The organism is Actinomadura montaniterrae (assembly GCF_008923365.1).
GTDB classification, from domain to species: domain Bacteria; phylum Actinomycetota; class Actinomycetes; order Streptosporangiales; family Streptosporangiaceae; genus Spirillospora; species Spirillospora montaniterrae.
The window spans coordinates 1-11,005 of sequence record NZ_WBMR01000281.1; the positions used below are offsets into that span (position 1 = coordinate 1).

General features: G+C 74.8%; 11 protein-coding genes and 1 pseudogene. 7 read left to right on the forward strand and 5 right to left on the reverse strand.

Annotated features, from left to right (window positions below; translation table 11 throughout):
* From F9B16_RS53775 to F9B16_RS45275, 6 genes and pseudogenes are all read left to right on the forward strand, one after another.
* Positions 1–254, forward strand: a pseudogene (locus tag F9B16_RS53775) (DUF5941 domain-containing protein); the annotation flags it as partial.
* Positions 251–856 carry a DUF5941 domain-containing protein gene (locus F9B16_RS45255; RefSeq protein ID WP_264159862.1) on the forward strand — a complete coding sequence of 202 codons (606 nt, stop codon included), beginning with the start codon at positions 251–253 and terminating at the stop codon, positions 854–856. The pseudogene F9B16_RS53775 and the gene F9B16_RS45255, both read left to right, overlap by 4 nt.
* The gene (locus F9B16_RS45260) at positions 853–1,584 is read left to right on the forward strand and encodes a phosphocholine cytidylyltransferase family protein (RefSeq protein WP_151546451.1); all 732 of its coding nucleotides are present in this window, start codon (positions 853–855) and stop codon (positions 1,582–1,584) included. The genes F9B16_RS45255 and F9B16_RS45260 overlap by 4 nt, the downstream gene beginning before the upstream one ends.
* A 62-nt stretch (positions 1,585–1,646) precedes the next feature.
* Positions 1,647–2,726, forward strand: coding sequence for an iron-containing alcohol dehydrogenase family protein (locus F9B16_RS45265; protein WP_192809320.1), 1,080 nt, complete (start codon positions 1,647–1,649; stop codon positions 2,724–2,726).
* Positions 2,716–3,585 (forward strand): CDP-alcohol phosphatidyltransferase family protein, encoded by an 870-nt coding sequence (locus tag F9B16_RS45270; RefSeq protein ID WP_225992513.1) that lies wholly within the window; start codon positions 2,716–2,718, stop codon positions 3,583–3,585. The genes F9B16_RS45265 and F9B16_RS45270 overlap by 11 nt, the downstream gene beginning before the upstream one ends.
* A gap of 23 nt (positions 3,586–3,608) precedes the next feature.
* Complete coding sequence (locus F9B16_RS45275; protein WP_151546460.1) at positions 3,609–4,463, forward strand: glycosyltransferase family 2 protein; 855 nt, start codon at positions 3,609–3,611, stop codon at positions 4,461–4,463.
* Here the strand turns inward: F9B16_RS45275 and F9B16_RS45280 are convergent.
* Positions 4,456–5,088, reverse strand: coding sequence for a TetR/AcrR family transcriptional regulator (locus F9B16_RS45280; protein WP_151546454.1), 633 nt, complete (start codon positions 5,086–5,088; stop codon positions 4,456–4,458). The genes F9B16_RS45275 and F9B16_RS45280 overlap by 8 nt on opposite strands.
* Positions 5,089–5,234: 146 nt before the next feature.
* A complete protein-coding gene (locus F9B16_RS45285; RefSeq protein ID WP_151546455.1) occupies positions 5,235–6,194 on the reverse strand; it encodes an RNA polymerase sigma-70 factor in 960 nt (319 codons plus the stop codon).
* Positions 6,195–6,405: 211 nt separating this feature from the next.
* Between F9B16_RS45285 and F9B16_RS45290 the strand changes: the two genes are divergently transcribed.
* The gene (locus tag F9B16_RS45290; protein WP_151546456.1) at positions 6,406–6,891 is read left to right on the forward strand and encodes a carboxymuconolactone decarboxylase family protein; all 486 of its coding nucleotides are present in this window, start codon (positions 6,406–6,408) and stop codon (positions 6,889–6,891) included.
* A gap of 85 nt (positions 6,892–6,976) precedes the next feature.
* Here the strand turns inward: F9B16_RS45290 and F9B16_RS45295 are convergent, their stop codons facing one another.
* The 3 genes from F9B16_RS45295 to F9B16_RS45305 form a co-directional block, all read right to left on the reverse strand.
* The gene (locus F9B16_RS45295; RefSeq protein WP_151546457.1) at positions 6,977–9,433 is read right to left on the reverse strand and encodes a HelD family protein; all 2,457 of its coding nucleotides are present in this window, start codon (positions 9,431–9,433) and stop codon (positions 6,977–6,979) included.
* A gap of 87 nt (positions 9,434–9,520) precedes the next feature.
* The gene (locus tag F9B16_RS45300; protein ID WP_151546458.1) at positions 9,521–10,156 is read right to left on the reverse strand and encodes an SDR family NAD(P)-dependent oxidoreductase; all 636 of its coding nucleotides are present in this window, start codon (positions 10,154–10,156) and stop codon (positions 9,521–9,523) included.
* Entirely contained in the window at positions 10,153–10,899 is a 747-nt protein-coding gene (locus F9B16_RS45305) for an acetoacetate decarboxylase family protein (RefSeq protein WP_225992515.1), read from the reverse strand. Before F9B16_RS45305 ends, F9B16_RS45300 begins: the two co-directional genes overlap by 4 nt.
* Positions 10,900–11,005: the final 106 nt, after the last annotated feature.

Consider the following 11,005-nt stretch of genomic DNA (forward strand, 5'->3'; position numbering starts at 1 on the left):
CGTCCCGGTACGGCCGGCGCCCGCGGCAGGGCCGCATCCGCAACGAGGTCGCGCGCCGCGCGGTGCGGGCGCTGGCGCTCCCGGCCGGCGAGCGGTTCGCGCTGATCGCCGTCACCGCCGCGCTCGCGGGCGCCCGCGTCACCTTCGCGGTCCTGCTCGTGTGGGGCTCGGCGGCGGCCGCGTTCGTCCTCGCCGGGCACGCCCGCGGCTCGTTCGCGCCGGCCGCGCCCGCGCCGGGATCGGCGGACCGGTGAACGCCGCCGTCCAGGTCGGGGACCACCGCGACGACGGCCCGGTGTGCCTCGTGCTCGGCCGGACGGCGCGCGGCAGGCTCCCGCCGCTGCCCGCCGTCACCGCCGCGGCGGGCGTCACCGCGCTGCTGCTCGCGGCCGGCACGCACGGCCCGCCGGCGCCCGCGTTCCTCGCCCCGATCGTGGTGATCCTGCTGGCCGGTCCTTCCGCAGGTCACCCGCACGTCGGACGGCTGGACTGGCTCGTACCGCCCATAATCCGCGCGATCGAGTATGGTTACCTCGCCGTACTGGGGTTTGCGCAGGGAGTGTCGGCACCGCTCGTCTACGTGCTGGCGGCCGTCCTCGCGCTCCACCACTGCGACGCCGCGTACCGCTCCCGCCAGGGAGTCCGGCCGTGGGGGCTCGCCCTCCGCGCCGGTCTCGGCTGGGAGGGGCGGATGCTCTGTGTGGCCCTCGCGGGCCTCTGCGGGCTCCTTCCGATCGCGTACGCTGCGCTGGCCGCCTACCTTGGTGTGCTGTTCGGCAGCGAGGGCGTCGCCATGTGGGCGCGGTCCGGTCGCGGCGGCGGTGTGATGGTCGACTGGGAGGAAGAGAAGGCATGATCGGCATGGTGCTGGCGGCGGGCGCGGGCCGGAGGCTGCGGCCGTACACCGATACCCTCCCCAAGGCCCTGGTCCCGGTGGACGGCGACACCACCATCCTGGACATCGCGCTCGGCAACCTCGCCGAGGTCGGCCTGACCGACGTGGTCATCGTCGTCGGCTACTGCGCGGGCGCCGTCGAGGAGCGCAAGGCCGCCCTCGAGGAGAGGTACGGCGTGTCGATCACGCTGGTCCACAACGACAAGGCCGAGGAGTGGAACAACGCCTACTCCATGTGGCTGGCTCGGGAGCACTTCTCCAAGGGCGTCCTCATGGTCAACGGCGACACGGTCCATCCGGTGAGCGTCGAGAAGACGCTACTGGCCCACCGCGGACCGGACATCCTCCTCGCCGTGGACAACGTGAAAACACTCGCCGACGAGGAGATGAAGGTCATCCTCGACGAGGGCGAGCACCTGAAGACGATCACCAAGCTGATGGACCCGTCCACCGCCTACGGCGAGTACATCGGCGCGACCCTGATCGAGCCCGCCGCCGCGGAGCCCCTCGCCGACGCCCTCAAGGCGACCTGGGAGGCGAACCCCGACCAGTACTACGAGGACGGCTACCAGGAGCTGGTGAACCGGGGCGGCCGCATCGCGGTCGCGCCGATCGGCGCGGTCGACTGGGTCGAGGTGGACAACCACGACGACCTGGAGAAGGCCCGCCGGATCGCCAAGACCTACTGAGGCCGCCGGCGCCACACGCGGGACGACCCCGAGCGAGGAGGCCCATGCCCCTGCTGACGCGGATGCTGAACGCGCCGCTCTCCATCGACGTGCGGCGCGGCGCCGTCGCCGCCCTCGGCGAGCTGCTCGCCGACAAGCGGATCGCCACCGAGGGACGGGTGGCCATCGCCGTCGGCCAAGGCCAGGGCGACCACATCGCCGAGCACGTCCGCCCGTCCCTGTCGGCCTGCGAGGTGTTCCAGGTCGAGGGCGGCACCGTCGACGCGGCCGTCGGCCTCGCCGGCCGGCTGCGCGGCGGGACGTTCGAGGCCGTCGTCGGGATCGGCGGCGGCCGGACGATCGACGCGACGAAGTACGCGGCGACGCTGTCGGGCATCCCGATGGTGTCGGTCGCCACGAACCTCTCCCACGACGGGATCTGCTCCCCGGTCGCGTCCCTGGAGCACGACAAGGGCAAGGGCTCGTTCGGCGTCGTGATGCCGCTGGCGATGGTCGTCGACCTCGACTACGTGCACACCGCGCCCGACCGGCTCGTCCGCGCCGGGATCGGCGACGTGGTCAGCAACTTCTCCGCGGTGGACGACTGGCTCCTCGCCGCCGACGAGTGCGGCGAGCGCGTCGACCGGATGGCGCTGACCGTCGCCCGCACCGCCGCCGAGGCGCTGCTGCACCAGCCGGGCTCCATCGAGTCCGACCGGTTCCTCACCGTCCTCGCGGAGGGCCTGGTGCTGTCCGGGATGGCGATGTCGTTCGCGGGCGACTCCCGCCCGGCGAGCGGCGGCGACCACGAGATCCTGCACGCCATCGACCAGCTCTACCCGGGCACCGCGAACCACGGGGAGCTGGCGGGGATCGGCGCGGCGTTCTGCTACCACCTGCGCGCCACCCGGCTCGACGGCGGCGGCGCGGGCGCCGGCGACACCGCCGGGGAGCGGCTCGCGGAGATCCTCGCCTGCCTCGGCCGGCACGGGCTGCCCCGGTTCCCGGCCGACGTCGGCCTGACCGAGGAGCAGTTCGCGGAGGCCGTGCTGTACGCCCCGCGCACCCGGCCCGGCCGCTATACGATCTTGGAACACCTCGGCCTCGACAAGGGCGAGACGCTCAAGGCGGTGGAAGAGTATGTCCAGGCCCATGGAGGCTGAGCTCCCCGGACCCCCCGCGGCCGGCCCCGGTTCCCCGGACCCGGGCGACCACCGCCCGCCGCGCAACGCGGCGCGGGTCGCCGACATCCGCCGGTACGGGCAGCCGCCCGGCCTGAAGGACCGGCGCAACGAGGAGCACTGGGCGGGCCGGCTCTACATGCGCGACCTGTCCCCGTACTTCGGGTGGATCGCGCTGCGGCTCGGGTTCAGCCCGAACCAGCTCACCTACCTGATGATGCTGAGCGGCATCGTCGCCGGGGTCGTGGTGTCGCTGCCCGCGTCCGGCACGGGCGCGCTGTGGACGGCCCTCGGCGGCGCCCTGCTCATCCAGGTCTACCTGCTGCTCGACTGCGTGGACGGCGAGGTCGCCCGCTACCTGCGGCAGACGTCGGTGGCGGGGGTCTTCCTCGACCGCATCGGCCACTACCTGTCGGAGATCTCGCTGCTCATCGGGCTCGGCTTCGCCGCCCAGGGCGGCTGGAGGAACGGCGGCTGGGCCGAGCTCGGGCTCGTCGCCGCGCTCGGCGCCGCGCTGATCAAGGCCGAGACCGACAACGTCGTGGTGGCCCGCGCCAAGTCCGGGCTGCCCGCCGACCCGTCCGGCGGCGACCGGGCGCTGCGGCCCCGCTCCACCGGGATCGCGCTGGCCCGGCAGGCCGCGTCGATGCTGCGCTTCCACCGCATCATCGGCGCCGTCGAGCTGTCGCTGCTGATCCTGGCCGCCGCCCTGATCGACACCCTGACCGGTGCGGACGCCCCCGTCGCGATCCGCGTGCTGATGGTCGCCGTCGCGCTCGTCGCGGTCGTGCAGACCCTGCTGCACCTGGTCAGCATCCTGGCCTCCCGGAGACTGAAGTGAAACTCAGCGTCGTCGTCCTCACCATGGGCAACCGCCCGGACGAGCTGGCCCGCGCCGTGCGCAGCGCACTGGAGCAGGAGCACGCGGACGTCGAGGTCGTCCTCGTCGGCAACGGCGTCGACCCGGTGGGCGACCGCGCGGGCGTCCCGCCGTTCGACGACGAGCGGGTCAAGACGATCAGCCTGCCGAAGAACGTCGGCATCCCGGCGGGCCGCAACCGGGGCGTCGAGGCGTCGTGCGGCGACGTGGTGCTGTTCCTCGACGACGACGGCTGGTACCGCTCCACCCGCCTCGGCACCTACCTGCGGGACCGGTTCGCCGCCGACCCGGGGCTCGGCGTCGTGTCGTTCCGGGTCCGCGACCCGGAGGGCGGGCGCGGCGAGCGGCGGCACGTCCCGCGGCTGCGCGCCGGCGACCCGGAGCGCTCGTCGGAGGCCACGACGTTCCTCGGCGGCGCCTGCGCGATCCGCCGCGCCGCGTTCGACGCGGGCGGCGGCCTGCCGGAGGACTTCTTCTACGCCCACGAGGAGACCGACCTCGCGTGGCAGATCCTCAACGCGGGCTACCACATCGTGTACGACGCGTCCGCGGTGATGTTCCACCCGGCCGTCCTGCCGACGCGGCACGACATGTTCTACCGGTACAACGCCCGGAACCGGGTGTGGCTGGCCCGCCGGAACCTGCCGTGGCCGCTGGCGTTCACCTACCTCGCGGTGTGGGTCGGCATGACCCTGCTGCGCGAGCGCAAGCCGAGCGCGCTGAAGCCCTGGTTCAGGGGCTTCGTGGAGGGCTGGCGGAAGCCGGCGGGCCCCCGCCGCCCGATCTCCTACCGCACCGCGTGGCGCATGACGCGGACGGGCCGCCCGCCGATCATCTGACCGCCGACAGGATGAGGTGGGTCAGCTCCCGGGTGATGTCGTCCAGGGGGATGGTCTGGTCGCGGGCGGACCAGTGGTGGACGAGGTTGTTCACCGCCCCGATGATCGCGATGACGGTGAGGCGGTAGTCGCGGTCGGCGGCCTCGCCGCGCTCCACCGCCTCCCTGATCATCGCGAGCATCGTCTCCTCCCAGTGCGCGCGCCACTGGAGCCGGTGCCGTTCGAGGCCGGCGCTGACCCCGATGACCTCGACGAACGCGATGCGCGCCCAGCGCGGGTCGCTGGCGGTGACGGTGACGAAGGCGCGGACGGCGCGCTCGACGCGGGCGGGCAGCGGCTCCCCGGCGGCGCCGGCGTAGGCGGTGTCGAGGGCGGCGCGGGCACGCTCGTTGATGCCGCGGTGCAGGGCGGTGAGCAGTTCCTCGCGTCCGGAGAACTCCTCGTAGAAGTTGCGGGTGGACACGCTGGCGGTGGCGCAGAGCCGCTCGATGGAGGTCGCCGCGTAGCCGCGGGTCCCGAACAGTTCGAGGCCGGCGCCGAGCAGCCGTTCCCGACGGTCGGCGCGGCGCTCCTCGGCGGAGCGGCCGCCGTAGCTGCGGCGGGGGGCGGGGTTCCGGCCGCTCATCAAACTCCATTCCGGCGGGGGTCGGGCTGGCAGCGCCAGCCTAACCGCGCCCGCACCCCCGCGCGCCCCGCTCACCGCCCGCCGCCGGCGCCGGGCCGCGGCATGTCGCCCTCAGGGCGGCCGGGAGGACGGCGACACGCCACGACTCAGCGGAGGACGGGGGTCTCCTGCGTCATGCGCGAGAGCTTCTCGGGGTTGCGGACGGCGTAGAGGCCGGTGATGAGGCCGTCGTCGACGCGGACCGCGATGACGGTGTCGATCTCGCCGTCGAGCCGGAACACCAGCCCCGGGTAGCCGTTGACGTGGGCGGGACGCAGCGACGCCGCCGCGCCGAACCGGTTCAGGCCCGCGGCGAGGGGCGCGACCCGGTCGGCTCCCGTGATGGGCTCCAGCGCGGCCTGCGCGAGCCCGCCGCCGTCGCCCAGGAACACGACGTCGGGGGAGAGGACGTCGAAGAGCCCCTGGAGATCGCCGGTCTCGATCGCCTGCTTGAACGCCTCCAGCGCGCTGCGGGTCTCGTCCGGGGAGACGGCGCCGCGCGGCCGCCGCGCGGCCACGTGCGCCCGGGCCCGGTGGACGATCTGGCGGACGGTGGCGGGGTTCTTACCGACCGCTTCGGCGATCTCGTCGTAGGGCAGGTCGAACACCTCGCGCAGCACGAACACGGCGCGTTCGGTCGGCGCGAGCGTCTCCAGCACCAGCAGCATCGCCATCGAGAGGCTGTCGGCCAGCTCGACGTCGTCGGCGACGTCGGGGGCGGTCAGCAGCGGCTCGGGCAGCCAGGGGCCGACGTAGGACTCCTTGCGGCGGCGGAGCGTGCGGAGCCGGCCGAGCGCCTGGCGGGTGGTGATCCGGACGAGGTAGGCGCGCCGGTCCCGGACGGTGCCGAGGTCGACGCCGGTCCAGCGCAACCAGGTCTCCTGCAGCACGTCCTCCGCGTCGGCGGCGGAGCCGAGCATCTCGTAGGCGACGGTGAACAGCAGGTTGCGGTGGGTCACGAACGCCTCGGTGGCGGCGTCGGCGCGGCCGGGCGCGTCCGCCGGTGCGTCCGCAGGCGGGCTCACCGGGTCCGCCGGTGTGTTCGTCGGGTGCCCTGGCTCGTTCATCGCCGGCTCCTGTCCGCTCGTCCTCAAGGCTGCCACGCGCATGAGATGCCGCCCGCCGCCGCCCTGTGACACCCGTGGCCGGTGGCGTACGTCACAGGGCCGCGCCGTCACAGGGACCGGGGCACCGGCATCTCCATGGCATCAGGACGCCGCGCAGACGGACCGCGCGGCCCGCGGCTCCGCCACGGAGCCCTGCTATGGAGGAGAAGACATGGAAGCCCGATTCGACCTGATGGCCAACGAGCTCGGCGCCAAGATCGGCAAGCGGTTCTTCAACGTCAGCCTGGCGATCCAGCAGTCGTCGCTGCCCCGGACCGTGCAGAACCTGGCGATGCTGCGCGCCAGCCAGATCAACGGCTGCGGCTACTGCGTGGACGTCCACAGCAAGGACGCCGCGGCCGCGGGCGAGACCGCCGTCCGGCTCGCCCTGGTCGCGGCCTGGCACGAGTCCACGGTGTTCACCGAGGCCGAGCGCGCCGCGCTGGCGTTCACCGAGGAGGGCACCCGGCTCGCCGACGCCCACCCGGGCGTGTCCGACGCGACGTGGGCGCGGGTGCGCGAGCACTACGACGACGACCAGATCGCCGCGCTCGTCTACCTCGTCGCGATGATCAACGCGGCGAACCGGCTCGGCGTGACGCTCCACACCAAGGGCGGTTCGTACGAGCCCGGCGCGTTCGCCGCGCTGGAGAACTGACCGGCACGGCGACGGCCTGGGCCTGCGCGGCCCGGGCCGTCGCCGTTCCTGCCGTGCCGTGCCGTGTCAGCCGTGCCGTGCCGTGTCAGCCGGACAGGAGGATGCCCTCCCACTCCGGCTCCGACGTCAGGACGACCAGGTGCTGCGTGGCCCGGGAGACGGCGACGTAGAGCACGCGGAGCCCGTTGGGGGACTGCGCGGCGACCGTCTCCGGCGCGGCGATCACGGCGGCGTCGAACTCCAGGCCCTTCGCCTCCAGGACGTCGAGGACCTGGACGCGGTCGGGCAGCCCGGCGGCGAGGCGCTCGCGGGCGGCGGCGTCCCACCGCGCCGACGCGATCTCGTGCGGGAGCGGGATCGTGCCCTCGTCGTGCGCCTCGGCCGGGTGGAACGGGACGATGACGCCGATCGTCCCCTCGACCTGCGCGAGCAGCTCCTCGGCGGCCTCCCGGGCCGCGGCGGCGAGCCCGGACTCGGGCAGGACGCGGACGACCGGCGCGATCCCCGACGAGCGGACGGCGCGGGCCGGGCGCGCCTCCGGCAGCGCGCGCGCCAGCACCCGCGCGGACACTGCGGCGATCTCGGTGGAGTTGCGGTAGTTCGTCGTCAGCTCGTACTCGTGCCGGGTGCGGCGCGGCGCGGGCTTGCGGCGGCGGTTCCGCGACGACGGGCGCTCCCCGCTGAGCGCCGCCTCCATGGCGGCGCGGGCGGCGGGGAGGTCCTCCCATGCGCTCTGCGCCGGGTCCTCGACGACCGTCCAGCTGGCCTGGCGGCCGCGGCGGCCGAGCATCCGCCACTGCATCGGCGACAGGTCCTGCGCCTCGTCCACGACGATGTGCGCGTACTCGGGACGCTCCTCCACCACGCCGTCGTCGACGCGGCGGGACCGTTCGAGCCGCTCCATCGACGTGGTGAGCTCCTGCATGTCCGGCTCCCAGTCGTCCTCCGCGACCTCCTCGCCGGTGAGGATGTTGACGCCGTCGACGACGAACGGGTCGTCCGCGGCGGCGGACGCGCGGCGGCGCGACGGGCGGGGCGGCGAGCCGAGCAGCGCGTCGATCTCGTCGATCAGCGCGACGTCCTGGTAGCTGAACGGCGCGCCGCCGGCCCACGAGGAGGCGAGCCGGGCGACGTCGTCGCGGTCCAGCTCGCGGCCCGCGGCGCGGCGCAGCCGGGCCGGGTCGCCGAGCGAGCGGAGCACGTCGGCGGGGCGGCGGATCGGCCAGAACGCCACCAGGAAGTCGGCGAACTCGCGCTGCTCGCGGACCCGGGCGTCGAACTGCTCGCGGGGCGTGCCGCTGCCCGCCGGGCGGCCGCCGGGCTCGTCGTCGAGGGAGGCCAGGCCGTCGGCGGCGAGGATCGCGTTCCACAGGCCGGCCTCGGCGCCCTCCGCCTCCCGCGCGGCCTCCGGCCCGCCGAGGTCGGTGAACCGCTGCCACAGCGCGTCCAGCAGCATCTCGGCGACCTGCCGGCGGGCCGCGTTCACGCTCCCGCGGCTGCGCCGGTGCACGTCGTTGCGGACGCGGTCGAGGACCCGCCGGTCGAGGGAGACGACGACGCCCTTGAACACCACGCGCAGCTCGTCGGGCGCGCCGGGGGCGTGGTCGGCGACGGCGCGGCGCAGCACGGCCGCCATCGTCTCCGCCCCCTTCAGCGCGGCGAGCGCGGGCGTGTCGTGGACGGTCGCGGTGGCGCCGTCGACGAGGTCGCCGAGGGAGCGCAGCGTCGCCGAGCCCTCGCCGAGGGACGGCAGCACCCGCTCGATGTAGGCGGTGAAGCGGCGGTTCGGGCCGACGACCAGCACGCCGCGCGACCCGAACCGGCGGCGGTGCCGGAACAGCAGGTAGGCGACGCGGTGCAGGGCGACCGCCGTCTTACCGGTGCCGGGGGCGCCGCGGACCAGGACGGTGCCGTCGGCGGGCGCGCGGATCACCTCGTCCTGCTCGCGCTGGATCGTCGCGACGATGTCGCGCATCGCGCCCTCGCGGGCGCGGGCGAGGGAGGCGAGGAACGCGCCGTCGCCGACGATCGTCATGCCGTCGGCGGCGTCGGGGTCGAGGAGGTCGTCCTCGAGGTCGACGACGGTGTGGCCGCGCGAGTGCAGGACGCGGCGGCGGACGACGCCGCGCGGGTCCTCCGGGGTGGCGCGGTAGAAGTCCTCGGCGGCGGGCGCGCGCCAGTCGATGACCAGGGAGTCGTGCTCGCTGGTGCGCACGCCGATCCGGCCGACGTAGCGGACCTCGCCGGCCGGCTTCTCGCCGGGGGCGAGGTCGAGCCGGCCGAACACGAGGCCGTCGTCGGCGACGTCGAGGGCCTGGGCGCGCAGGGCGGCCTGGTGGACCATCGCGTCCCGGTCCACCAGGGAGCCCTTCGTGCCCGCGAGCGATTGCCGGTAGCCCTCGCGGATCATCGCCTGGGCGTCCGCGCGCATCTCCTCCAGCCGCGCGTAGGCGATGTCGACGTACCGCTGCTCGGCGGCGATCTCACGGTCCTTGACCGTGCCGCCGTCTCCGGTCGGCCGCCCGTTGACCTGGGACGACATGCAGGCTGCTCCTCGCGCTCGGCTCGCCGGGACGACCCCGGCGCCCTAAGGGGCGAAAGAGACAAGCCTATGCGGTCCCTCCGACGTTCAGCGCGGCGGCGCGGACGCCCGGGCCCGGCGCGGACGGCGGAGCGCGAGGCGCAGCGGCCCGGGCGCTCCGCCGGGCGCCACGTACACCTCGCCGGGGCGCGCGAGGGACCGGTCGATCTCGTCGAGGACGAGCCGGTCGGGGACCCCGGCGTGCGGGCTCGCGCAGCGGAACGCGACGCCGCGCCCGCGCTGCTCGGCGGCGAGGGCCTCGACGAAGGCGCGGGCCGCGGCGGCAGCGGCGGCCGTCGCCGGGGACGCGCCGGACGGGGAGATGACGATGACCTCGCCCGCGCCGCGCTCCAGCATCCCGGGCAGCGCCGCGTGCACGAGGCCGGCGGGGCCGAGGAACGCGTGCCGCATCACCTCGTCCAGCGACGGTTCCGGCGCGGTGAGGGGCGGGGCGATGACGAGCCGGTGTACGGCCCCGGTCACGCCCAGGACGCCCGCGACGTCCTTGGGGTCGGTGATGTCGAAGGCCCGGACGTGGGTGTTCGAGGAGCGCAGGGCGGTGGCCGCGAGGCCGACCTCGTCGGTGTCGACGGCGACGACGTCCCACGCCGCCGCGGCGAGCCGCCGTGCCGCGAGCGCGCCGATGCCGCGGGCCGCGCCGGCGACCAGTGCCGTCCGCCTCACGAGTGAACCTCCTCGGCCGGATCGAACGTCATCGACAGGTGCCCGACCGTAGTGCTGCTCAGCGCGCGCGCCCGGTCCAGGCCCAGGGCCCGCAGTTCCTCGGCCACCGGGTGGTCGCCCAGGACCACCTTCGCGCCGCCCGGCCGCATCCGGACGTCGGACGGTGTGAGCGTCCACGGCGTCCGGCGGGTGACGCCGTCCAGGCACGAGTACGCGTCCACCTTGGGCGCGCCGGCGCCGCCCGGCATCGGCGGGCCCGGCCGTACGGCCACCTCGACGGCGGTGCGTCCGCCGAACTGCACGGCGCACCGCTTGACGCGCCCGGCGAGGTCCATCGGGATGTCGGCGAGCTCCTTGGGGAAGCCCCAGATGCTGCGCCCGCACTCCAGCGTGAACTCCTGGTTGACGGGGAGCCAGTGGATGAACGCCCCCACGTCCCGCATGCCGCGCAGCCGCCCGAGCCCGCCGGACGGCGGCGGCGTCCCGGGCGGGCGCACCAGGAACGCGACCGCGAACTCGTGGTACGGCCCGAGGTCGCCGTCGGCGTAGCGGACGAACGCCAGCGAGCAGATCGCGCGGCCCGCCATGGGCTCGGCGATCTCGAGGCCGGAGTAGGCGATGACGGCCTGCGCTGCGGCGGCCGGGACGGCGAACATGGCCGAGGCGACGGCGGCGTCCCGGATCTGCACCGGAAGCGCGACCTCGTGCCCCTGGATCGGATGGACTTGCGCGGCACTTGTCACACCGGTAAGTAGAACAGGTTCTCGTTTTGCTGCCAAGAGCGGGCCGCGCCCGCCGACTCGGCCGCCCGCGCGCCCGCGTGCCCCCGTCCGGGGCCGCCGTGGCGCG

Excerpts from the sequence above, each read along its gene's own strand:
- F9B16_RS45260 (WP_151546451.1), top strand. The coding sequence starts at position 853 with ATGATCGGCATGGTGCTGGCGGCGGGCGCGGGCCGGAGGCTGCGGCCG.
- F9B16_RS45285 (WP_151546455.1), bottom strand. The coding sequence starts at position 6,194 with ATGAACGAGCCAGGGCACCCGACGAACACACCGGCGGACCCGGTGAGC.
- F9B16_RS45265 (WP_192809320.1), top strand. The coding sequence starts at position 1,647 with ATGCTGAACGCGCCGCTCTCCATCGACGTGCGGCGCGGCGCCGTCGCC.
- F9B16_RS45270 (WP_225992513.1), top strand. The coding sequence starts at position 2,716 with ATGGAGGCTGAGCTCCCCGGACCCCCCGCGGCCGGCCCCGGTTCCCCG.
- F9B16_RS45295 (WP_151546457.1), bottom strand. The coding sequence starts at position 9,433 with ATGTCGTCCCAGGTCAACGGGCGGCCGACCGGAGACGGCGGCACGGTC.
- F9B16_RS45290 (WP_151546456.1), top strand. The coding sequence starts at position 6,406 with ATGGAAGCCCGATTCGACCTGATGGCCAACGAGCTCGGCGCCAAGATC.
- F9B16_RS45275 (WP_151546460.1), top strand. The coding sequence starts at position 3,609 with ATGGGCAACCGCCCGGACGAGCTGGCCCGCGCCGTGCGCAGCGCACTG.
- F9B16_RS45280 (WP_151546454.1), bottom strand. The coding sequence starts at position 5,088 with ATGAGCGGCCGGAACCCCGCCCCCCGCCGCAGCTACGGCGGCCGCTCC.